Genomic DNA, 24,875 nt, shown 5'->3' with positions numbered 1-24,875 from the left:
TAACAATACTTTATGTTATTCTCTATCCATTTATCTTAGCCAGCGTATGGTATATTAAAGCTAAAAATCATTTCCTTTATAAATATCGCTCATCAATAATTTGCAAATGATGCGTACAATGCCCTAAAATAGCATAGCCCATACCTCGTACAGAAATAGTAAAACTGCTAGCTACGCCTCTTTCTTCAAGCATTTTTTCATTAAAACTTTTGAATAAAGTAATGGTAGCTTTACGGACAGCCGTAAATTCTTCTAGTAAATCTTGAATCGTTCGTTGCCCAGCATTGGATGTATCACCATACAATACTTCATCATAGCCAGCCAAAGGAGTATTATCGTGACGGGCAAAGCGTAAAGCACGGTAAGCAAAAATTCTTTCTGTATCAATCACGTGGCCTACCACTTCTTTGATAGTCCATTTGTTAGGCTGATATTGATAATTTAATGTTGCTTCATCCAATGAAAGCATTTTTTGAATCAGTATTTCTTGGTTGTCTTCTAGGCCTTTTAGTAATTCAACGGTATTTACTTTGTTGATATAATTACTAAAAAGACCAAAATTTTCTTCGGGTGATGGAGGTAGGATTTGCATGAGGTTTATAATTGTGAGTTAGTGAATTGTGAATGAGTGATTTGGGGATAAATATAGTGTTAACCTTAGCTTTGTCAACTCTTAAAGAGTTGACAAAGCTAAAAAATTAATGAATTGTGATTGAGTAAATCAATTTTTAATGAATAATGCTAAAGTTAATTGACTCAAAATTTAATCACTCATTCACAATTAATTTACTAATATATTCTGGCACTGGTAAATCAAATTGCATTTTTGAATCAGGAATGGGGGTTTGTGCTTGTAATTTTAAAGGTAGCACGCCCGCCCAAACGGGAAAATCATAATCTTCCTCATCATCATTAGGTGGTCCTGTTCTTGTTTTTGCTGAAGCTTCTTCTAAAGGAAACGAGATAACCATTGTTTTCTGCATTTCACTTTTAGTGGGTAGACGAACATTATCCCAACGCTCTGCAATAAATTGTTCTGTAATGGCTTCTAGTGCATTCCACCGCTCGGTTTCGTCTGTAACCACTGTCCCTGGGGCAAACATAATCACAGAGCGATAATTGACTGAGTGACTAAAAGCTGACCTCGCTAATACTAGTCCATCAATCAAAGATACACTAATACAAACGGTTCTGCCATCGGCAATAGCACGCATAAAATGACTGCCCACTGAACCATGAATGTATAATGTATTGCCGATACGACCATAGCCTGTCGGAATACACATGGGTATTTCTCTTTCGACATAAGAAACATGGCAGAAAAGCCCTTCATCTAAAATACTATGGATAGTTTCTTCAGTATAATCGCCTTTTTTTGCTGCACGACTAATTTTTGTTCTTTCGGTAATTGGTAATGTTGCCATATTTTTAATTGGGGTTTTCTGTCAAGATTATTTACAAATTTCTATCTTTACTGGATTAGTTTAGTACTCCACAATTTTACATACAAGTAGTCCAGATGGAAATTCCTTATAAAACCTTGCTTGACATCAGGAAGGATGCTTCTTTGCCTGTTTATGTACAAATAGCCAATGAAATCATCAAGAATATCCAATCGGGTATTCTGAAAAAAGGTACAAAATTGTTGAGTTCCCGACAAATGGCAGAGCTTCTGGCTCTACATCGTAAAACTGTTGTGGCAGCCTACGATGAATTGTATTCGCAGGGTTGGATTGAGGTATTGCCTAAAAAAGGAACCTTCATTGCCCAACATCTACCCAATGTAAAGCCCATTTTATTATCACAAAAAGACTTTCAGGAAGAAGGCAAAGACAACTTTTCAATGGATTTTCCTAAGAATGTCCACGTAAAAATTCCTATTGTTATTACACAAAGACTAGCCTTTAATGATGGACTACCTGATGTACGCTTAGCACCTAGAGACGAATTAGCTCGTTTGTATGCTCATTATACTAAGTTTGGTGAACCTTCAGTACTTAATTATTCCTCTGTGTATGGTACATGGCGACTTCGTGAAACTTTTTCAAAAGTGTTGAATGAAACACGGGGTATGAATACATCACCTGAACAGATTATTACTACTAGAGGAAGCCAGATGGCTATTTATTTAGTTGGCTTAGCATTATTTGAAAAAGGTGATGAAGTAATTGTGGGTGCTTTAAATTATCCAGCAACCAATATGACTTTTGCCACGTTAGGAGCAAAAATTAATACTATTCCTATTGATGAAGACGGAATCATAGTGGATGCCATTGAAGAGATTTGCCTCAAAAAAACCATTAAAGCAATTTACGTTACTTCACATCATTACCATCCTACTACGGTGACGCTTACACCCGAACGAAGGATTAAACTATTGGCTTTGGCAGAAAAGTATCGTTTTTATATTATTGAGGACGACTATGATTATGATTTTCATTATGCCAATCGACCAGTATTACCCTTAGCAAGTGCCGACCGACATGGTTTGGTCGTGTATATTGGTTCGTTTACTAAAAAAATTGCGCCTACTTTTCGGGTGGGTTATGTCGTAGCAAACCAAGAAATCATTGAAGAATTAGCTAAGCTTCGCCGTATTATAGACCGACAAGGTGATACCATTCTGGAATTATCGTTAGCAGATATGTTGGAAAACGGGACGCTAAAACGCCATGCCGCAAAAGTGTTGAAAATCTATAAAGAACGACGAGACTTTACTTGTGATTTATTGAAAAAGGAATTGGGGAATGTTATCGACTTTAAAATTCCTGATGGCGGTATGGCTATCTGGACAAAGTTTGACAACAGTATTTCTTTGATAGACCTTGCTAAAAAAGTTGCTAAAAATGGACTTTATATCTCGGATGGGTCAGCATATCCGTCTGAGAATGCTTGTAGAATAGGTTTTGCTTCCATGAATTTTAAAGAAACCGAAGACGCTGTGAAGATTTTGAAAAATGCTATTTGAATAGCTATTCACTGTCGTCAAATATTTGTTAATTAATTTCATTTTTATACGGTATATTATCTAATAATTTAAGTATTTTGGTTTATTCTTTTCACATCATACTCACAAACTCAACAAACAGATGATTTATAAAAAACTACTATCTCTCTGCCTTTTTCTTTGTTTATTATCTAGCTACCCAATAAAGGCGCAAAATGAAGACGAACGCTTAAAAAATATTAAAGCTAGCTTACCTCAAATCGACCAAATTTTTAAAGCTTATGCTGAAAAAAACCATTATCCTGCTTTTACGTATGGCTTGGTGGTAGATGGCAAATTAATACATTCGGGTGCTGTGGGCTATAGCAATCTTGATAAAAAAACACCCGCTTCCATACAGTCAGATTTTAGAATTGCCAGCATGTCGAAAAGCTTTACGGCTATGGCGATTTTGAAGTTAAGGGATGAAGGTAAACTAAAGTTGGATAATCCTGCGTATTTGTATATTCCTGAGTTAAAAGGTCAACATTTGTTGACGAAAGATGCTCCAGACATTACTGTTCGTAATTTATTAACGCATTCGGCAGGTTTTCCTGAAGATAATCCTTGGGGCGACCGTCAGTTGGCTATCAGCGATGAAGCTATGCTAAAAATGTTCAAAAAGGGAATCACGTTCTCTAATAACCCAAGTACCGCTTATGAATATAGTAACATGGGTTTTGCGATGTTGGGATATATCATCAAAAAAGTTTCTGGACAGTCGTATCAACAATACATCAACGAGAATATTTTAAAGCCTTTAGGAATGAATAATACCTATTGGGAATACAGCAAAGTGCCCGCAGAACAATTGGCACATGGTTACCGTTGGTTAAACGAACAATGGGTAGAACAACCATTATTACACGACGGTGCTTATGGAGCGATGGGCGGAATGATTACAACGATAGAAGATTTTAGTAAATATGTAGCTTTTCATCAATCTGTGTGGCCAGCTAGCGACGGTATTGAAAAAGGGCCTGTAAAAAGAAGTTCCGTTCGAGAAATGCAACAGCCTTGGCAGTTTATTGGTATAAACCAAAATTATAAATATCCTACAGGTCGTAAGGTGGCTATGGCAAGTGCTTATGGATATGGTTTAGGGCAATCTACAGATGCCGAAGGTAGACGTTCTGTTGGGCATAGTGGAGGTTTACCGGGCTTTGGTAGTAACTGGCGCATCCTGCAAGATTATGGTATTGGCGTAATTTCATTTAGTAATCTTACTTATGCCAACGCTGGTTATTTTAATATACAGGTATTAGATACTTTAGTAGCGTTAGCTAAACTAAAACCTAAGCCAATTCCTGTTTCGCCGATTCTGAAACAACGAATTAATGAGCTAACAGCACTATTGCCTACTTGGAAAAATGCTGAAACGAGTGGCATTTTTGCAGAGAACTTCTTCCTTGATTATTTCGTGCCAAGCTTGCAGAAAGAAGCAACACCCATTTTTGAAAATGCAGGAAAGATTGTAGGAATAAAAGAAATTAAGCCAGAGAATAACCTGAGGGGTACTTTTGTATTAGAAGGTGAAAAAGCCAATATTGAAATTAGCTTTACCCTGACGCCAGAAAATCCTGCTTTGATACAAGAATATCATATTAAGTCACTGGCGAAGTAAGTTTTTACCCGCTGATTTGGCTGATAAAAAACGCTGATTTTCGCAGACATATACTATCTCCGAAAATCAGCGATAAAAATCTCTGTAAATCTGCGGGTAAGAAACTAGTATCTTTTTTACCCGCAGATTTTCAGAGATTCTTTTCGGAGATTTATGCTAATTTTTTGTTTACTGAAAAACTCTACATTCAAAACTCCAAACTCTTCACTCCGAAATTCTATCTCATTCTATCAGAAGATTTCACTAACATTTCATCTCTACGGATAAAACGGTTAGCAATCATATTCGCTAACATTGCTACTACTGACGCTACAAAACCAGCACCGTAATTTCCTTGTACTTCTGGCTCAAACATAGGTACCCCTACTCTAAACACTTCATAAAAAGTAATTCCTAGCGTTATGGCAATCAATAGCGAATTGATTAAACCCAACGTCATTTGTAATACTCTTTTTTTGTATTGCGTAATTGAAAAAATCGCAATCGAAACAGCGATAATGGCTAAAATACCAATAACAGCCGTACTAGCTGTGCTGATACAAGTATTCTCTTTCCAATGTTCAAGGTTAAAAGCAGTTAACACTACCCTTTCATTCAACAAAGCACTATTTTTTTCCCAGATAGGTAAAACTGTTACTGATGCCATTGCTACGGCAACGACAAGTAATAATAAGGTCTGAATTCTTTGAAGCATCTCTTTATGTAATTCGTAAATTTTAAATTTGATAAGGCAAAGTTCTAAAACTTTACGAATGTACGCAAGATTACAATTTCAAATCCGCATTTTTATAATATTCATACTCTACTCGGAGGAAAGGAATTGGCTTCTGATTTTCAAATTTTACCCAATCAGCCATGATTAATCGATTTTTGGCATCATAAAATAATTGTTGACGACGCACCAATGCATTTTTCCAATAAACACTTAGTTCAGTAAGTTTACCTATGTTATTATACACGGGGAATAATCTTTCAGTATGCCACATTGACGAGGAGGCATAATTTTGATTGAGGTCGTCTACGTCTAAAACCTGTGGAATTTTACTATTGCTATTAACATAATTCAGCGTTACCTTTTTTACTACTGTCCCGTTATTGTTTTTTAATTTTCGTCTTTCAATGCGATTATAAATATCAGCGGTTTCTTGCCAACGGGAAGACTTATCGCTTATCAGAAAATCAAAATCATAGTTCAGAATATTATCTTCAAAATAATTAATCAGTTCTTTGCTCTGGTTAGGCTTAATCGTCCCATCAATATCAAATTGAATATCACCACTGCCTTTGTTGTTATTGATAGGCACTACTCTGATAGTTTTTAAAAAAGCCACGGTAGAATCAATACTTGCCATATTTTTTTTATACTTCGCTCCAACGCTTATCAGATGCCCCCTGTCATAATTCAGGATAATTACCGCATCAGCCCCTACAGACTGTGCTTTTTGCTTGAGCTGTACGATGGCATCGTTATAATCATTGCCATCGGTTTCAATCATCAATGTTTTAAAATAAGGTTCTTTGATGGGCAATTCATGCAAGAAAAAAATATCTACCTCGTGTGTATGAGGCAAGGTTGGGATTTTGGTAAAGACATTCTGAGCAGTAATCTTTCCTCCAAAAATCATTAAAACCAGTATAGCGATTAGTCTTTTCATATTTTATAAAGCTTTAGTTTTAAGCAAGACAAATGATACACTAAAAACCCCTAATTGATACTATTATTATTCTAAGCATCGATATATTTACAAGCAATCTTGGCCGAGGAAATCGCCAAAGGAATACCTCCGCCAGGGTGTACGCTACCCCCCACAAAATATAGATTTTTTATCTTGGACGAAAAATTTGCGTGTCTTAAAAAGGCACCATAACGATTGTTGGATGAATTGCCATACAAAGCCCCTTGTGCCGACGACGTTTTAGATTCAATTGTCCGCGGGTCAAGAATTTCTTCGCATACTATTAAGTCGGAAATATCTACTTTTAATATCCTTGATACTTTCTTAATCACATTTTGGCGAGTATCAGCAATGATTTTATCCCAGTCTTGTCCTTCATTGGCTGGCGCATTGATGAGTACAAACCAGTTTTCACAGCCTTCGGGAGCATCATCTTTTTTTAATTTGGAGGTAATATTGATATAAACCGTAGGGTCGGATGTAATGGTTTTATCATTAAACATTGTCTGAAACTCTTTCTGATAGTCGTCACTAAAGAAAATATTATGTAGTCCCAATTCGGCAAACTGTTTTTTGATACCCCAATAAAAAATTACGCCCGAACTGCTCTTTGGTTGATTTAATAATCGCTCAGGATGCTGTTGAGTAGGCATAAGCTTGCGATAGGTATGGGTAACATCCATGTTAGAAACCACTATGTCAACATTTTGCTCGATATGTTGCCCTGATGAATTACTGAATCGAATGCCCGCCGCTTTTTTGTTGGTTACTAGTATTTCTTCTACTTTACTTTTATAATTGAATGTTACGCCTAAGTCTTCGGCTAGTTTCACTAATGAATCTGTGATAGAAACCATACCTTTTTTTGGAAAAAATGCTCCGATATTGTATTCTAAATGAGGAATAATATTAAGCGTAGCAGGCGTTTGATAAGGGTCTGAACCGTTGTAAGTGGCATAACGATTGAATAGTTGTACAACCTTAGGGTTCTTAAAAAGTTTTTTATTCGCCTGATTCATCGTTCCGAAAATACCGAGCTTGGGTAAATTCAGATAACCCTTGAAGGCTTTCATCGATGTCCATGTAGAAAGTTTATGCAATGAGTCTTGTAAAAAGAGTCCGTCCAGCACTTCATATTTAAAAGCACTGTCTTTCAAGAAATCTAGAATTTTCTGTGCAGGCTCACCCGTAACCTGCTCAACTTCGTTTGCAAATCGCTCAGTTTCAGCCCAAGCGGTAAGTTTTGTGGTATCTTCCCAAAAATAATGACAAATATCTGGCAACTTTATGTATTCAAAATATTCTTTAGGATTTTTGCCTGTTAATTCAAAAAGTTCGTCTACCAAATGTGGTAAAGTAAACAAAGAAGGTCCTGCATCAAAACGATACCCTTCGCACTCAAAACTGCTTAATTTGCCTCCAGCATAAGCATTTGCTTCAAAAACAGTTACTTCAAAACCTTTATGAGCCAACCGAATGGCGGTTGCAATGCCCGCAATGCCTGCTCCAATTATTGCTACTTTCTTCATAAATCATAGCCCGATTTTTTAGAATCGTACCTAAAAATATTTAATTTATTCAATCTATTTTATCAATCATGCTATAAATACCAATCTTTAAACCCATCAAATAGTTTTCAAAACGTCTAATTTCTGTAATTTTGCAAAAAATAAAAACTTACCACAAGTTTCTGCCTATCTGGAATTGGAAAATTCCTATTGATTTTCGCAACAAAGCCTGTGGCAGGATATAAATTCTTTATGCTCAGAACACATAATAATGGCGAACTCCGCCTCACAAATGTAAACCAAACGGTTACCCTCTGTGGATGGGTACAGAAAACTCGTGACAAAGGCGGTATGATCTGGATTGATCTCCGTGACCGCTACGGTATCACGCAGTTGATGCTTGAAGAAGGCAAAACGCCTAAAGAAGTGTTAGATTTGGCTCGTACCTTCGGTCGTGAATTTGTTATTGCTGCGACAGGTAATGTAGTTGAACGTCTTTCTAAAAACGATAAAATTCCGACTGGTGATGTTGAGATAAAAGTTACTTCTTTAGAAGTACTCAACCCAGCAAAATTGCCTCCATTTTTGATTGAAGACGATACAGACGGTGGTGATGATATTCGTATGAAATATCGTTATCTCGATTTACGTCGTAATCCTGTAAGAGCGAACTTACAGTTACGTCATCAAGTGGCACGTTTTACAAGAGATTATCTCGACAAACAAGATTTTATAGAAGTAGAAACTCCTGTGTTGATAAAGTCTACTCCCGAAGGTGCAAGAGACTTTGTCGTTCCTTCAAGAATGAACCCAGGCGAGTTTTATGCTTTACCACAATCACCACAAACATTCAAGCAATTATTGATGGTTTCAGGCTTTGACCGCTACTACCAAATCGTAAAATGTTTTCGTGATGAAGATTTACGTGCTGACCGTCAGCCAGAGTTTACTCAGATTGACTGTGAAATGTCGTTTATCGAGCAAGAAGACGTATTAAATATGTTTGAAGGCTTGATTCGCCATTTGTTCTTGAACGTAAAAAATATGGAATTGGGCGAAGTATCACGTATGACGTATGCACACGCCATGAAATATTACGGTTCTGACAAACCAGACATTCGTTTTGACATGAAGTTTGTGGAATTGAAAAGTGACGAAATAGATTTGACTTCTGGAAAAGATTTTCCTGTATTCGACGCTGCCGATGTCGTAGTGGGTATCAATGCCAAAGGGTGTGCAGAATATACACGTAAGCAAGTGGACGAATTGACTGACTTTATAAAGCGTCCGCAAATTGGTGCGAAAGGTATGATTTACCTTCGTTACAATGCTGATGGAAGCTTAAAATCGTCAGTAGATAAATTCTATGCTGAAGAAGATTTAAAGAAATGGGCAGAAGCATTCGGTGCTGAAAAAGGAGACTTAATCTTGATTCTTTCAGGTACGGGTGATAAAGTACGTAAACAATTGAATGAATTACGCCTTGAAATGGGTAATCGTTTAGGTTTACGTGACCCTAAAAAATATGCTGCTCACTGGGTGGTAGATTTCCCATTATTAGAATATGGTGAAGATGAAAACCGTTGGTTTGCGATGCACCACCCTTTCACTAGTCCTAAACCAGAGGATTTGCAGTATCTGGCAACAGGAGAATTAGGAAAAATTCGTGCAAACGCTTACGATTTAGTAATCAATGGCGTTGAAGTAGGCGGTGGTTCTATTCGTATTTTCCAAAAAGAACTACAAGCGAAAATGTTTGAAGTACTAGGGTTCTCGGATGAAGAAGCAAAACATCAATTCGGTTTCTTGATGGATGCTTTTGAATACGGAGCGCCTCCACATGGTGGATTAGCATTCGGTTTCGACCGTCTTTGTTCTTTATTCGGTGGTTCAGATTCAATCCGTGATTTTATTGCCTTCCCGAAAAACAATTCAGGACGCGATATCATGATTGACTCCCCTTCAACAATCGATCAAAAACAATTAGATGAATTAAAAATTCGTACTGTGGTTTAGTAATCACTAAAAAATAGTTATTCATACAAAAGGGGTTATTTCAAGTAATTGAGATAACCCCTTTTGTCATTATCAGCAACCTTTATTCTTAGCGAAGAGCTTAACAATTCTGCTATATATAGGCAAAAATCACCCGATAGTCTCATTTAAAAAATATTCATAATATATTGTACTTTTTTGCTACAATATATAAAATTATCACTAATTTCAAAGAATGGAATTTTCCTACTAGTTTCATTTTAACGATTCCTCATTCATTTAATTCTACAGCCGATTGTGATGATACTGAATCATCACATAACTTTTAAATAAACACTCCATCCAATTTAACAAATACATGAACAATACTTTTTCATCAATTAGTCGTTTGTTTTTTATCCTTCTCTTCTTAACAGGTCTTTATGCCTGTATTGATCCGTACGATGTTAGTTTCAATCAAGACAATAAAATACTGGTCGTAGAAGGATTACTTACAAATGACACAGAAAACCCCGACACCATCAAAATTAGATATTCTGTTTATACAGATCAGTACATTCGTCCAGAATCAATTTCCTCTATCCAAGCTTCTATTTATTTAGTTAATTCAAAACAAGCTATCAAGCTTATTGAAACAGGAAGTGGGAATTTTACACCTCCTTCAAATTTGAAGATAGACCCTTCTGAAAAATATATCTTGAAGTTTACTTTACCTAATAACCAACAATACGAATCGACCCCCCAGCAGGTAGTCTCTACTTCGCCGATTTTAAAGGCGTATGATACATTTAATCCTCAGAGTAAGGTGTCAGATGATGGCAAAACGTTTCAATCGGCCAATGATGTTTTTGTAGATTTTCAGGATAACCCCTCAGAAAAAAATTATTACCTGTGGCGAACCATTCACTATGAGCGAATTGAACAATGTGCCACTTGTAACTATGGTGTTTATAATACTTTTACACAAAGTTGTATGTCAGTCGCTGGCTCTCGTGATGCTTCTGTAGATTATAACTGTGAGGGCGAATGTTATGCTATTTTTAAAAGTAGCAAAGTAAACGTATTTTCTGATTTGGCATCTGATGGTCGTTTAATCACTGGTCGATTAGTGGCTCAAATACCTTTTTATTATCCTAAAGGATGTTTGGTTGAAATACAGCAAATGTGTATTTCTCCAGATGCTTACACCTTTTATAAAAACCTTGAATCGCAACTACAATCTACAGGTGGACTAGCAGACACTCCTCCTACAGCCATTGTTGGGAATATCAACAACATTACTAATCCATCAGAAAAAATAGTAGGTTATTTCAGTGTTGCAAATATTCAAAAGACACGCCATTGGGTGGATAGAACAACTGCTACTGGTGATCGTGCTTATATTTTAGGACACCCAGTTAAGCTTCCTGATGACCCAAGAGCTCCTTTTGCTGCTTGTAAAAAAAGTGCCACTCGTACTCCAATCAAACCTCAAGGCTGGCAATAATCCCCCTCAGAAACTAATGAAGACAACAATACTCATCCTGATTACGACATTATTGCTTTCCTTTTCCCACAGCTTCGCACAAGAAGCTAACAAACAACGATTTTTTACGATTAAAATAGCCGTGAGAGATTCAAGTGATAATAATATTTTGAAAGAAGCCACCGTAAGAGTGGATTTTCAAAAGGTGAATTTTTCATCAGATACTTCAGGCATACACACTTTGTATCTAAAAAAAGGTACCTATTCGCTTTCGATAAGTCATTTAGGGTATCGCCCTTTTAATATGAGATTATTTGTGGACAACAAAAACCTAAGCTTGAATATTAGCTTAGTAAACGTAGCCCGAGAACTAGACGAAGTGATTGTTAATAGTCAAGGGGGTAATAATAATGTAGCCCGACCATTATTAGGCGTAAACCCTTTGAGTATAAAAATGATTAAGAGAATCCCAGCGATGATGGGCGAAACGGATATTTTAAGAGGGTTACAAATGTTACCGGGGGTTACGTCTGTTGGTGAAGCTGCCAATGGCGTAAATATCAGAGGAGGTACAACTGACCAAAACCTTATTCTCTTAGATGATACGCCCATTTTTAATCCAACACACCTTTTTGGGTTATTTTCAATTTTTCCTCCTGACGCCGTAGCAGGATTAGACCTCTACAAAGGAGGTATCCCTGCCAGATTTAGTGGTAGAGCATCATCTGTGATTGATATTTACATGATAAATCCTTCCTTAGAGAAATTTAAAATGACAGGAGGAATTAGTTTGGTATCTAATCGATTGACTATAGAACAACCTTTGATAAAAGACAAATTGGGTATCATGGTGTCAGGAAGGGCTTCTTTCAATGATTTCCTGTTTAAGCTAGGGCCACCTAGATTAGAGAATATTAAAGCTAATTTTTATGATGTAGCCATCAAACTTTATTATAAAATAGACACAAAAAACACGTTGTCATTTTCAAGCTATTTAAGCAAAGACTTCTTCCAAACAGACTTATTAGGGACTATCGGAAACGTGAATGCGACCTCCACGCAGTATAATTATACTACAGCCAATGCTTCGCTTAAATGGTTTCATGCTTTCAATAATAACCTGAACCTGCAAACAGTCGCAGTTTATACCAATTATCAACCTACAACTTTGTTACCAGAATTAAACAGTAACAATAAAGTATCGATAGAATCTGGCATTAAATATCATCAACTAAAATCTAGCTTAAACTATACGACAGCACTACATAAAATAGAAGTAGGCATAAGCGGAATTTTATATAATATCAATCCGGGAGTATTAAATCCGGGGACATCTACAAGCGTGAATTATAAATCGGCTCCTCAAGAGAAAAGCATAGAATCGGGCATTTATATCGAAGATGAATATGCCCTGAGCAAACGCCTTAATTTATCCTTCGGACTTAGATACTCTCAGTACTGGGCAATGGGTCCTACGACGGTCAGAGATTATGACCCATCATTGCCTAAATCTGATTTTAGTGTGATAGACTCTACCGTTTATCAATCGGGACAATCCTCAGCATCGTATGGCGGCTTTGAACCACGCCTAGCCTTAAAATATACGCTTAACGAAACAAGCTCTCTTAAGTTTGGCTACAGCTTAATGAGACAATTTTTACAAGTAGTATCCAATACGACTACTCCTTTACCTACCTCACGTTGGGCAACAAGTAATAAATACATTAAGCCTCAGGTAAGTGAGTTAGTCTCAGTAGGATATTTTAAAAACTCAAGAGATAACGTTTATGAGTTCTCTTTAGAAGCTTATCATCGTACTACCCAAAATATCATAGATTTTAAACCTGGGGCTGATTTTTTATTCCAACCTTATATTGAAACGCAAACATTACAAGGAAAAGGGAGGGCTTATGGCTTAGAATTTATGGTCAGTAAGAAAAAAGGAGCTACTACGGGCTGGATAAATTATACCTATTCTAGGGCTTTAAATCAAATAAAAGTTGGAGAACGCTTCGAGGAGCAAATCAATAGCGGTAACTGGTATGCGACAAACTTTGACAGACCGCATAGTTTTAATGCTACCATCAGTATTGCTCAAAGTAAGCATCATGAATTTGGCTTTACTTTTGTTTATAACACTGGTCGACCTTTTACTGTACCTAATGGTTTTGTAGAATATAATGGTGCAAAATATCCTTTTTACCAAGATAGAAATAACGATAGAATCAAGGATTATCATCGCCTTGATTTCTCTTGGACGATTAATAATCCAAGCTTAAAGAAAAAGCGTTGGGAAGGTTCGTGGACTTTTGCTGTGTATAACATTTATGGACGAGCGAATGCGTATTCAGTATACATGAGGTCTGAAAAGGGTTTAAAAGCCTACCAATTGACAATCTTTGGCTCTCCTATTCCTTCATTGACATACAACTTTAAATTTATGTAATTAAGGAGGATATTCGACCGTTTTATTATCCCTAAAATACAACAAAAAAAGACGAACAAAGCTGCTCGTCTTTTTTTCTATCTAGTCCCACCATCAGTGGCGTAGTAAAGATATAACATTTATTGTTATTAACAAATGATAATTTTTACAATCTAGCATCTACTAAATTTTTATTCCATAAAGACTTAATATCGTACACTACTGCGTCTGGATTTTTAAGTTTTTCTAAATCCAATTGTTGAAATTCGTCATGCGAAACGGCTAGTAATATACCATCATATTTTTCGGTAATTGTATCAATAAGCGTGATGTCATATTCTTCATGAACTTCTTTTTTATCTGCCCAAGGGTCATACACATCTATTTTCACACCAAATTCCTTTAATTCTTGATACACATCAATCACTCTTGAATTACGAATGTCTGGACAATTTTCTTTGAAAGTAATACCCAAAATCAACACTTTACTTCCTTCAATTTTATGTCCTTTTTTGATTAGTAACTTAATTAATTTACCTCCTACAAAAATTCCCATGTTATCGTTTACACGTCTTCCCGATAAAATAACCTGTGGATAATAGCCCAAGCTTTCTGATTTATGCAATAGATAGTAAGGGTCTACACCGATACAATGTCCGCCTACTAAGCCTGGCTTAAATTTCAAGAAATTCCATTTTGTACCTGCTGCTTCCAATACTTCTGAGGTATCAATGCCCATTTTGTCAAATATCAACGATAATTCATTGACAAAGGAAATATTTACATCTCGTTGAGCATTCTCGATAGCCTTACTAGCCTCGGCAACTTTAATACAAGATGCCCTATAAGTACCCGCTTCGATAATTGAGCCATACAGCTTATCAACAAGTTCAGCAATTGCTTCATTTGAGCCAGAAGTAACTTTCTTGATTTTCGTCAAGGTATTAATCTTATCGCCTGGATTGATGCGTTCAGGGGAATAACCACAGAAGAAATCTTGATTGAATATCAATCCACTTTCTTTTTCCAAGACAGGTACACAGTCTTCTTCTGTACAGCCCGGATATACGGTTGATTCATAAATTACAATGTCATCTTTCTTTAAATACTTCCCTACCGTTTTACTGGCCGAAAGCAAAGGAATCAAATCTGGCTTTTTGTATTTATCAATCGGCGTAGGTACTGTTACGATAAATATATTACAGCTACTCAACATCTCTGGTGTAGCCGAAAAAGTAAGTTTCTCAGAAGCTTTTAATTGTGCAGGTGCTACTTCATGCGTACGGTCGTGACCAGCATTTAATTCATCTACACGTGTTTGATTAATATCGAAACCTAAAACTTGGTACTTTTTCCCAAATTCTACTGCCAAAGGTAAGCCTACATAACCAAGGCCAATAATTGCGATTTTCGTTGCTTGTATATCCAAAATGAACTTCAATTTTAAAACTTTACTATTGTCAGTTACTACCTCTTCAAACACTTCTATTACTTTACTAAGAAGTGATTTTTTGAATTAAAACATAAAGGTAAGCTTATACTACATTTTTTTCAATGTTAGGCGACTGAATCATTATTAAAATGATTTTCAAGGAGAATTTTTACCCGCAGATTTCAGAGATTCTAAACCGCTAATTTTCGCAGATTCTTAACCTGCTCTGATAGCCGATGACCGAAATCCGATAGCTCAAAGCTCACCTCTCAAGGCTTTTAATCAATGTTTTTACCCGCTGATTTTACAGATTTAAAACCGCTGATTTTCGCAGATTGTTAATCTATTCCGAAAGCTGAAAACCGAAAGCCGATAGCTCAAAGCTAAAAGCCTAATGAAAGAATATATAACTTACCCAGATAGCCGTAATGATACTTACTAAATCGGCTGTTAAGCCCGCCCAAAGAGTATAACGAGTATTGCGGATATTGACAGAACCAAAGTATAAAGCCAACACATAAAAAATGGTATCTGAAGAACCTTGGAAAACACAAGACAAACGTCCTGCGAAAGAATCAGCGCCGAAGGTTTTCATCGTATCAATCATCATTGCCCTTGACCCACCACCACTCAAAGGATGCATCAAAGCTGTAGGCAACGCATCGGTAAAGTCTGTGTTCATTCCTGTTAACGCAAAGGCATATTTCATGCCATCCACTACCCACGTTAATGCTCCAGAATTGCGTAAGGCACCAATCGCTACAAGCATTGCTACTAAATAAGGAATAATTTTGACAGATGTTTCAAATCCGCCTTTTGCTCCTTCAATAAAGGCACTAAAGACATCTACCTTTTTTATCAGTGCGCCTACAAGAAATGAGATGATGAATGTAAAGAGAATAACATTGGAAGAAATCTTTGAAACCACTTCAATTTGCTCTTTCGGAATACTTGAAAAATACCAAAGCACTAACCCGATAAATAACGAAATGCCCCCTAACCAAGTAAGGATTACCCTATCTAACAAATTGATTTTTTGACGAATGGCTACAAAGAGTAAGCCCGTAACTGTAGCAACGTAAGTAGCTATCAGACAAGGAATAAAAATATCGGACGGGTCTGCTGCACCATAAATCGAACGTTGCGCCATAATACTAAGTGGAATCAGTACTGGCCCAGCACTATGCAAAACCATAAACATGATTTGCGCGTTAGATGCCACATCTTTACTCGGATTCAATTCTTGTAGACTTTGCATGGCTTTTAGTCCAAACGGTGTAGCGGCATTATCTAGCCCTAGCATATTGGCAGAGAAGTTCATAATCATCTGTCCGTTGGCTGGATGGTTCTTAGGAATTTCAGGAAACAATCGGCTAAAAAAAGGGCCTACTAAACGAGCTAAAAAATTGATAGCACCTGCACGTTCGCCAATGTTTAATAAACCCATAAAAAACGTCATGACTCCCGCCAAAGGCAAAGCTATTTTCATTACCGCCACTTCGGAAGAATCAAACATTCCATCAATAATTATTTTAAATATTTCGGTATCTCCCGTAAAAATGAGTTTGATTAATGCAACAATAAAAGCGACAATAAAAAAGGCAATCCAGAGGTAATTTAAGGCCATGTTATCATTAGGGTTTGATGAGTTCAATTTGAAAATTTTAATCGGGCGGCGAACCGCTTGAAAAGGAAGTATTAAAAGCGAAAATTGCTTTATTTTCACTATTCAAAGCATTTCACCCTTAAATTTATGTTTTATTCTTTAATGACATCAACAATATGAGAAAACAAATTTTCTGTCTATTACTTTTCGTGATGCCTTCTCTTCTAGTATTAGCTAGTGGAAAAGGAACAAAAGTTGAGAAAAACGATCATAATCCTCCAAAGACATTTAAGAAGAAACCACAGACGGACTGTGAGTATGAACAAAAAATGGCTCAACAAGGATTAGTTAATATTCAAGAAATAGACCCTTCTATTTTAGTAGAGTTGAAATATTCTACTACAGATAATTTTGTGGGAAAAGATGTCTATGGTTGTATCACCAATTGTTTTATGCAGAAGCGACCAGCGAAAATGTTAAAACAAGCCAATACTATTCTTCAACAAAAACACCCAAATTATCGGCTGTTAGTATATGATGGCGGTCGCCCACATAGCATCCAAAAAATATTATGGAATACACTTACGCAATATACGCCAAAAGAAAGAGCCAAATATGTAGCAAATCCTGCCGAGGGGTCAATTCATAATTACGGCAGTGCGGTTGATTTGACCATTGCCACAGCAGACGGTAAAGCATTAGACATGGGCACTAAATATGATTACTTTGGCGCTTTAGCCTATCCAACCAAAGAAGATTATTTTCTTGAACAAAAGAAACTTACGAAACAGCAAGTGGCTAATAGAGTACTACTTCGCACCGTCATGAAATCGGCAGGTTTTACAGCAATCGATTACGAGTGGTGGCATTTTAATGCTGTTTCCAGAAGAGATGCAAAACAGATTTATCAGATTATTGAATAGTTTTTTAGTAAAAAGCTCTTAATCGTTCGATTTTAACAAAAAAGTGTCCGAAAACGGACACTTTTTTGTTAAATAGTATTCATAAATATCTGTAAGACAACCGCTTATAGTGGATGGCATATTACTTGTGGTTTTTCCGTGAAAAATCTTTTGGTGATACACTTCCATGATCTCGAATTTTAAGGAATATTATCTATTTCCCTTTTATCCTAGCATCATAGCCGTTTATCCTAAAAATTTTTAAAGCCCCAAAAATCATTCGTAACATTGAACCATAAATTATAAGAATTATGAAATTCTCATTACTAATCCTAACAGGCATTACTTTATTGACTTTTCAAGCAAAAGCTCAAAACGCGATTCAAGCAAGCTCAAATGATAACAATAAAGTATCATTGCAAGATGCTGTAAACATTGCCTTGAAAAACAACATTTCAATAAAACAAAGTGAAAACCAAGTATTATTGAACGGCTTACAATTGAAACAATCAAGAGACAACCGTTTGCCCAATGCTAATGGTTCTATTAACGAATCTTTCAACTTTGGTCGAAGCCTTGACCCATTCACCAACACTTATGTTGAAAAGAACATCAATTACAACAGTTTGAGTGTTAATGCTAACGTTACGCTTTTCAATGGCTTTCTATTAAGGAATACGATACTTCAGAATGATTTATTGTTGAAAGCTACTGAATTAGATTTACAGGCAATGAAAGAAAGCATTTCTTTGCAAGTAGTTTTAGCCTATCTTAATATTTTGAATGCGCAAGACCTTCTAATCATTTCGCAGAGCCAGACACAAATTACAGCTTTACAAATTCAACGTACTGAAAAACTAGTGAATGCGGGTTCTTTACCACAGTCTAACCTACTAGATTTAAAAGCACAATTAGCAACAGAAGAAACAACTGTTATTAATAACCAAAGTACGTTAGATTTAGCTAAGCTTTCATTGATACAGCTATTGAATGATAAAAACATTACTGATGTAACTGTTGAAAGAATTGCATTGCCTGTTCCTACTACTTCTGAGGGATATGATGCTACTGCTGCTAAAATATATGAAATAGCCGAGAGGAACCAACCAACCATCAAAGCCGCCGATTTGAGAATTGAAGGTGCAATCAAAGGGATTGATATTGCTAGAGCAGGCTTTTTACCAACCATATCAGCAGGAGCTAGCTTAGGTGCTAACCAGTCTAATGCTCAGAAAATTTACCGCCAAGATGGAGTAACTACTTCTAATTTAGGAAATGTAAATGTAAATGGAGTAGACTACCCATTGATTGTTTCTCAAACAAAATTTGTAGAAGACGGAACTGTAGCTTATTTTCAACAGCTAAAAAATACCGCCAATTATGGCTTTGGTTTTAATGCTACTATTCCTATTTTTAGCCGTTTCTTAAACAAAAACAGAGTAGCGCAAGCTAAAATACAAAAAAGCAATGCTGACTATAACGCTCAGTTAGTTCGCCAAACACTACGCCAAAACATCGAACAAGCTTACACAAACATGAATAACGCTGCTAAACGCTTTGATGCTTTAACAGTACAGGTAACTGCTTTGCAGGAATCTTTCAGAGCAGCAGAAAGCAGATTCGGCGCTGGAGCAATTGATTTTGTAAACTACAGTCTACAAAAAACAAATCTTGATAAAGCGCGTGGCAACCAAGTACAAGCAAAATATGACTTTATTTTTAGAACAAAAATCTTAGATTATTATCAAAATAAACCACTTACCTTTTAACTTGTGATTTGTGTATAGAACGATTACACATCATCACACAATTACCCAACATTATGGCAAAGAAATCTTCAAATAAAATCTGGTGGATATTAGGTGGCATCATCGTGATATTAGTTATTGCATTGATGGTTGCAAAACAACAAGGCCTCATTGGAAAAGAACCATCTACAGAAGTTGAATTCACTAAAGCTAAAAAAGCTGATATTATCGAAAGAGTATCCGCTTCTGGAAAAATTCAACCTGAGATTGAAGTTAAGCTTTCGCCAGATGTTTCAGGGGAAATTGTAGGACTATACGTAAGCGAAGGTGACTCTGTAGTGGCTGGTCAATTACTTTTGAAAATTCGTCCTGATAATTATGAATCATTATTGGCTCGGGCAGAGGCACAAGTAAATTCATCTAAGGCATCAGTAGAGCAATCAAAAGCAATGCAATCTCAAGCAGAGTCACGTTTGTTGAAAGCAAAAATTGATTATGACCGTAATAAGAAATTACATGATGATAAGGTAATTTCTGATGCTGATTTTGACCAATTCAATTCACAGTATTTAGTAGCAAAACAAGATGTGGAGTCGACCAAGGCAAGTGTATTGGCGTCATCATTCAATGTAAAAAGTTCAGAAGCGGCTTTGAAAGAAGCCAGAGCTAACTTGACTAAAACGACTATTTATGCTCCACAGAGTGGAACCATTTCAAAGTTGAATGTTGAATTAGGCGAACGCGTAGTGGGTACGTCTCAAATGGCTGGTACTGAATTACTTAGAATTGCCAATTTAAATAAAATGGAAGTGCGTGTAAATGTCAACGAAAACGATATTACACGTGTTTCAATGAATGATACCGTAATTGTAGATGTAGATTCATACAGTGCTTCTGGCAGAAAATTCAAAGGTGTTGTTTATGAAATAGCTAGTTCTGCCAACGGGCTAGGAACTTCAGCAACTACCGTTTCAACAGATGCAGTAACTGAATTTGAAGTAAAAATTAGAGTGCTTCGTAAATCATATCAAGATTTAATTGTAGGCAAACACTCTTATCCATTAAAACCGGGAATGACAGCCTCTGTTGAAATTATTACTGACCGCAAAAATGGCGTTTTATCAGTACCATTAGCTTCAGTTACTACTCGTGACCCAAGTATGAAAGATGGCGAAGAGAAAAAAGAAGGTGAGGCACCAGCAGAGCCTAAGGAAGATGAAAAAGTAATCAAGAAAGAGAAAGTTAAAGAAGTAGTTTTTGTACTAGGAAAAGACAGCAAAGCAAAAATGAAAGAAGTAAAAACAGGTATCTCTGACTTTGAAAATATTGAAATCCTTTCAGGTTTAACAGATGGCGAAACTATCATTTCTGGTCCTTATTTAACCGTTTCTAAAAAATTAAAAGACGGTGAATTAGTGAACAAAAAAGAAGTTAAAAAAGACAAAAAATAGTCAATAGATTAGTTTGGTTTAGGGTTTATAAAAAAGCCAGTCAGGAATGTTTTGACTGGCTTTTTTGTGTGCTCTCATGCCATATCGTGTTGAATTGTTTTGTATATTTATGTAAAACAAACTAAATATGACATCAAGACGACATTTTCTAAACCAAGTTACTGCGCTTGCCGGTACTTCCTTACTTCCAACATTTAAAGGTTTATCTTCCAACGACTTACAGTCGATTAGTAGTTTTTCACCAGACAAATCAGCCCTGTTAATGGCTTCTGATGAAGACTTTTGGTATCAAATTCAACAAGCCTATACAGTTTCTCCTCAAATCATTAATTTGAATAATGGCGGGGTTAGTCCAGCCCCAATGGTTGTGCAAAATGCCGTAGAACGCTACAACAAATTATCCAATGAGGCCCCAAGCTATTTTATGTGGAGGATTCTAGACCAAGGTCGTGAACCACTACGCGAAAACCTAGCAAAATTTGCAGGCGTTTCTCCTGAAGAAATCGCCATTAATCGCAATGCCACAGAAGCCCTTGACACGGTTATTTTAGGCTTGCCCCTGACTCGTGGCGACGAAATCGTAATGAGTAGATATGACTACCCAAATATGCTACATGCTTGGCGACAAAGAGAACTCCGAGAAGGATTAAAAATCAATTATGTAAACATTGATTTACCTTTGGAAGACAACGATTTGATTGTTCAAAAGTATGTTGAACAAATGACGCCCCGTACTAAAGTGGTACATATTACGCATATTGTTAATTGGAATGGACAAATTTTGCCTGCTAAACGCATTGCAGATGAAGCCCACAAACGTGGTATTGAAGTATTGATAGATGGTGCTCATTCATTCGCCCATTTGGAATACAAAATCTCTGATTTGGGAGGAGACTATTATGGAACTAGTTTGCATAAATGGCTATCTGCCCCAATTGGCTCTGGAATGCTTTGGATTAAAAAAGAGAAAATAAGTAAAGTGTTTCCGTTGATTCCTAATGACAAACCCAATGGAGATAATATCAGAAAGTTTGAAAACTTGGGAACTCGCCCCTTTCCTATTGAGCAAGCCATTGGTCAGGCTTTAAACTTCCAATTAGCCATTGGGAATGCCCGAAAAGAGGCTCGTCTTCGCTTCTTGAAAAACTATTGGGCTAAAGAGGCTTCAACCATGCCTAAAATCAGATTGAATACTCCTCTGAAAACTGAATACTCGGGAGCGCTAACACATTTTAGTGTGGAGGGAATGGATGCAGGCAAAATAGAAGGAGAATTGTTCGCTAAATATAAAATCCATACATCGCCTGTAAAATGGGAAAAATTGGATGGCGTAAGAGTAACACCACACGTTTATACAAGTCTGCAAGACTTAGATAGGCTTTTGGATGGCTTAAAGTATTTGTCGACTAAAGTTTAGTGGATTTATAAAATACAAAAGGCTTCCCTGTTTATTCAAGGAAGCCTTTTGTATTTTGTTTGATATATTTTATCCAACCAATTCTTTCAAATCTTCATCGTTCAATTGTTTACGAGCATCAGCCATTAACAAGAAACGGGTATAAAGTTTATCTAAATCTGGTTTTTCAAATTCAAATCCTAGTAACTGCAAACGGTGACGAAGGGCAGCACGACCCGAACGAGAAGTCAATACGATAGCAGAAGAGGGTACACCCACATCTTCAGGACTCATGATTTCGTAGTTCTGAGTGTGTTTCAAGAAACCATCTTGGTGAATACCCGAAGAGTGTGCAAAAGCATTCGCTCCTACAATCGCTTTATTCGCTTGTACGGGCATTCCCATCATGTTTGAAACAAACTGAGAGAACGGATAAAGTTGTTTAGCGTTGATACCTGTATGGTAACCTAAATCTTTGTGTGTATTCAAAATCATGGCAACTTCCTCCAACGAAGTATTACCAGCACGTTCTCCTATTCCATTGATAGTTACCTCTACTTGTCTTGCACCTGCCTGAATACCTGCAATAGTATTAGCAGTAGCCAATCCTAAATCGTTGTGATTATGCATTGAAATCACCGCTTTGTGGATATTCGGTACGTTTTCAAACAAATAGTTGATGCGTTGGAACATTTGTTGAGGCAACAAATAACCAGTAGTATCAGGCAAGTTAACCACTGTAGCACCTGCATCAATTACAGCTTCTGTCAATTGTGCTAAGAATACTAAATCTGCACGACCAGCATCTTCTGCAAAAAACTCAACATCTTCTACAAACGACTTTGCGTATTTTACAGCCCAAACACCTCTTTCTAGAATTTCTTCACGTGTTGAGTTAAACTTATATTTAATATGTGTATCTGATGAACCGATACCCGTATGGATTCTTGGATATTTAGCATGCTTCAATGCTGCGGCAGCCGCATCAATATCTTCTTTCTTGGCACGAGTCAGCCCACAAACAGTGGCATTTTTAACTAATTTTGCAATCTCTTCTACCGAACGGAAATCTCCAGGGGAAGAAATTGGGAAACCAGCTTCGATAATATCTACCCCTAGGAGTTCTAGTTGTTCTGCAACTTGTAACTTTTCTTCGGTATTTAATTGACAACCCGGTACTTGTTCGCCATCGCGAAGGGTTGTATCGAATATTAAAATTTTCTGACTCATGGTTATTGCTTTTTGAAGGATTCTTAATCAAAAATAACACGTGATTATAGAAAAAACAAATTTCACAAATTCTTCATTTTAGAATTAAATTCTAAAAAAATCTAAAAAATAAGCCTTTATAGCATTAAATTCTACACATGGCACATTAAAAAGAATTAAAACCTAATCATTCAAGATTTAGTATATTAATTATTTCTTCATAAAATTTATTAAAAAAATAATTATGGATATAGTAGTAAACTAAAATCCGTAAAAAATCCTATTTTTAGATAAATTTCAAAACACAAAAAGGCTTGTCAATTTGTCAAACCCAAAATCCATGTTTAATTTTGATTAATTAACATAAAGCGAATAAAAATCGCCAAGATGATACCATGATAAAAAATAATTGGACTAGAGAGGAAATCGAAGAAATTTATAATCTCCCTTTCATGGAATTAGTGTACCGTGCAGCTACTGTACATCGCCAATTCAATGACCCTCAGGAGGTACAAATCAGCACATTACTTTCAATCAAAACAGGCGGTTGCCCTGAAGATTGTTCTTATTGTTCGCAAGCAGCTCGTTATCATACTGATGTGAAAGTTCAAAAGTTAATGGAACTTGATGAAGTATTGGCGGCAGCAGAAAGAGCTAAAAATGCTGGTAGCTCACGTTTTTGTATGGGTGCTGCTTGGCGTGAAGTACGTGATAACAAAGATTTTGACAAAGTATTGGGTATGGTAGAAGGCGTAAACGCTATGGGTTTAGAGGTTTGCTGTACTTTAGGGATGTTGACAGAGTCTCAGGCTGAAAAACTGAAAAATGCAGGTTTATATGCCTACAACCACAATGTTGATACTAGTGAAGAACACTACGAAGATGTAATTTCTACCCGTACTTTCTCTGATCGCTTGAATACTATTGATAATGTACGTAAGGCAAAAATTTCGGTTTGCTCAGGCGGTATTATCGGTTTAGGTGAATCTGACGGCGACCGTATCGGAATGTTGAAAACATTGGCAAATATGCCTCAGCACCCTGATTCTGTACCTATCAACAACCTTGTGCCTATCAAAGGGACACCACTAGGTGACCAAGAGCCTGCTTCTATCTGGGATATGGTAAGAACTATCGCTACAGCTAGAATTTTGATGCCAAAATCAATGGTGAGACTTTCGGCTGGACGTATGGATATGACTTACGAAGGACAAACACTTTGTTTTATGGCAGGTGCTAATTCTATTTTCTCGGGCGATGTGTTATTAACTACACCAAACCCTGCTGTTAAAAATGACCAAGAATTATTCCAGATTCTAAGTATCAAACCACGTGAAGCTTTTAAAGATACTAAAAAATCAGGTGTTGAATTTCAAGTGATACCTTCGGCTGCAAAAGCATTAGGCATTGAAGAAGTAACTGTATAAATTTTATTCATACATTTTATAAAAT

The 24,875-nt window shown here is 36.6% G+C and carries 18 protein-coding genes; 10 read left to right on the top strand and 8 right to left on the bottom strand.

Annotated elements, in window-relative coordinates; genetic code table 11:
• Window positions 1-76: 76 nt before the first annotated feature.
• Together AC07N0_RS06935 and AC07N0_RS06930 are read right to left on the bottom strand one after the other, a co-directional pair.
• Window positions 77-592 (bottom strand): DinB family protein, encoded by a 516-nt coding sequence (locus AC07N0_RS06935; RefSeq protein WP_492801752.1) that lies wholly within the window; start codon window positions 590-592, stop codon window positions 77-79.
• Between the two features lie 175 nt (window positions 593-767).
• Entirely contained in the window at window positions 768-1,424 is a 657-nt protein-coding gene (locus AC07N0_RS06930) for a pyridoxamine 5'-phosphate oxidase family protein (RefSeq protein WP_494588616.1), read from the bottom strand.
• A 95-nt stretch (window positions 1,425-1,519) separates the two neighbouring features.
• Here AC07N0_RS06930 and pdxR point away from each other — a divergent pair, with 95 nt between their 5' ends.
• Together pdxR and AC07N0_RS06920 are read left to right on the top strand one after the other, a co-directional pair.
• Window positions 1,520-2,968 (top strand): MocR-like pyridoxine biosynthesis transcription factor PdxR, encoded by a 1,449-nt coding sequence (pdxR, locus tag AC07N0_RS06925; protein ID WP_494588615.1) that lies wholly within the window; start codon window positions 1,520-1,522, stop codon window positions 2,966-2,968.
• Window positions 2,969-3,089: 121 nt separating this feature from the next.
• Window positions 3,090-4,610 carry a serine hydrolase domain-containing protein gene (locus AC07N0_RS06920; protein ID WP_494588614.1) on the top strand — a complete coding sequence of 507 codons (1,521 nt, stop codon included), beginning with the start codon at window positions 3,090-3,092 and terminating at the stop codon, window positions 4,608-4,610.
• A 217-nt stretch (window positions 4,611-4,827) separates the two neighbouring features.
• Here the strand turns inward: AC07N0_RS06920 and AC07N0_RS06915 are convergent, their stop codons facing one another.
• The 3 genes from AC07N0_RS06915 to crtD form a co-directional block, all read right to left on the bottom strand.
• Window positions 4,828-5,304, bottom strand: coding sequence for a DUF4293 domain-containing protein (locus AC07N0_RS06915; protein WP_494588613.1), 477 nt, complete (start codon window positions 5,302-5,304; stop codon window positions 4,828-4,830).
• Between the two features lie 70 nt (window positions 5,305-5,374).
• Window positions 5,375-6,265 carry a hypothetical protein gene (locus AC07N0_RS06910; protein WP_494588612.1) on the bottom strand — a complete coding sequence of 297 codons (891 nt, stop codon included), beginning with the start codon at window positions 6,263-6,265 and terminating at the stop codon, window positions 5,375-5,377.
• Window positions 6,266-6,336: 71 nt separating this feature from the next.
• A complete protein-coding gene (gene crtD, locus AC07N0_RS06905) occupies window positions 6,337-7,815 on the bottom strand; it encodes a 1-hydroxycarotenoid 3,4-desaturase CrtD (protein ID WP_494588611.1) in 1,479 nt (492 codons plus the stop codon).
• Between the two features lie 231 nt (window positions 7,816-8,046).
• On the opposite strand from crtD, the gene aspS reads away from it, so the two are divergent.
• The 3 genes from aspS (at window position 8,047) to AC07N0_RS06890 (ending at window position 13,700) form a co-directional block, all read left to right on the top strand.
• Complete coding sequence (gene aspS / locus AC07N0_RS06900) at window positions 8,047-9,810, top strand: aspartate--tRNA ligase (RefSeq protein ID WP_494588610.1); 1,764 nt, start codon at window positions 8,047-8,049, stop codon at window positions 9,808-9,810.
• A 337-nt stretch (window positions 9,811-10,147) separates the two neighbouring features.
• Entirely contained in the window at window positions 10,148-11,275 is a 1,128-nt protein-coding gene (locus tag AC07N0_RS06895; RefSeq protein WP_494588609.1) for a DUF4249 domain-containing protein, read from the top strand.
• Between the two features lie 16 nt (window positions 11,276-11,291).
• A complete protein-coding gene (locus AC07N0_RS06890) occupies window positions 11,292-13,700 on the top strand; it encodes a TonB-dependent receptor (protein ID WP_494588608.1) in 2,409 nt (802 codons plus the stop codon).
• 145 nt (window positions 13,701-13,845) lie between these two features.
• Here the strand turns inward: AC07N0_RS06890 and AC07N0_RS06885 are convergent, their stop codons facing one another.
• Window positions 13,846-15,111 carry a nucleotide sugar dehydrogenase gene (locus AC07N0_RS06885; protein ID WP_494589091.1) on the bottom strand — a complete coding sequence of 422 codons (1,266 nt, stop codon included), beginning with the start codon at window positions 15,109-15,111 and terminating at the stop codon, window positions 13,846-13,848.
• A gap of 391 nt (window positions 15,112-15,502) precedes the next feature.
• A complete protein-coding gene (locus AC07N0_RS06880; RefSeq protein ID WP_492801739.1) occupies window positions 15,503-16,738 on the bottom strand; it encodes a nucleoside recognition domain-containing protein in 1,236 nt (411 codons plus the stop codon).
• A gap of 155 nt (window positions 16,739-16,893) precedes the next feature.
• Between AC07N0_RS06880 and AC07N0_RS06875 the strand changes: the two genes are divergently transcribed.
• The 4 genes from AC07N0_RS06875 (at window position 16,894) to AC07N0_RS06860 (ending at window position 22,235) form a co-directional block, all read left to right on the top strand.
• Entirely contained in the window at window positions 16,894-17,640 is a 747-nt protein-coding gene (locus AC07N0_RS06875; protein WP_494588607.1) for a M15 family metallopeptidase, read from the top strand.
• A 290-nt stretch (window positions 17,641-17,930) separates the two neighbouring features.
• Window positions 17,931-19,388 (top strand): TolC family protein, encoded by a 1,458-nt coding sequence (locus AC07N0_RS06870; RefSeq protein WP_494588606.1) that lies wholly within the window; start codon window positions 17,931-17,933, stop codon window positions 19,386-19,388.
• 53 nt (window positions 19,389-19,441) lie between these two features.
• Window positions 19,442-20,818, top strand: coding sequence for an efflux RND transporter periplasmic adaptor subunit (locus AC07N0_RS06865; RefSeq protein WP_494588605.1), 1,377 nt, complete (start codon window positions 19,442-19,444; stop codon window positions 20,816-20,818).
• Window positions 20,819-20,945: 127 nt separating this feature from the next.
• Complete coding sequence (locus tag AC07N0_RS06860) at window positions 20,946-22,235, top strand: aminotransferase class V-fold PLP-dependent enzyme (protein ID WP_494588604.1); 1,290 nt, start codon at window positions 20,946-20,948, stop codon at window positions 22,233-22,235.
• 69 nt (window positions 22,236-22,304) lie between these two features.
• Here AC07N0_RS06860 and AC07N0_RS06855 read toward each other — a convergent pair whose 3' ends face one another.
• A complete protein-coding gene (locus AC07N0_RS06855) occupies window positions 22,305-23,444 on the bottom strand; it encodes a 2-isopropylmalate synthase (protein WP_494588603.1) in 1,140 nt (379 codons plus the stop codon).
• A 374-nt stretch (window positions 23,445-23,818) separates the two neighbouring features.
• On the opposite strand from AC07N0_RS06855, the gene bioB reads away from it, so the two are divergent.
• The gene (bioB, locus tag AC07N0_RS06850) at window positions 23,819-24,850 is read left to right on the top strand and encodes a biotin synthase BioB (RefSeq protein ID WP_492801729.1); all 1,032 of its coding nucleotides are present in this window, start codon (window positions 23,819-23,821) and stop codon (window positions 24,848-24,850) included.
• Window positions 24,851-24,875 lie beyond the last annotated feature (25 nt).

The sequence above is a fragment of the Arcicella sp. GW821-FHT09D11 genome (assembly GCF_059416265.1).
This window is presented reverse-complemented; position numbering and strand designations above follow the sequence as displayed.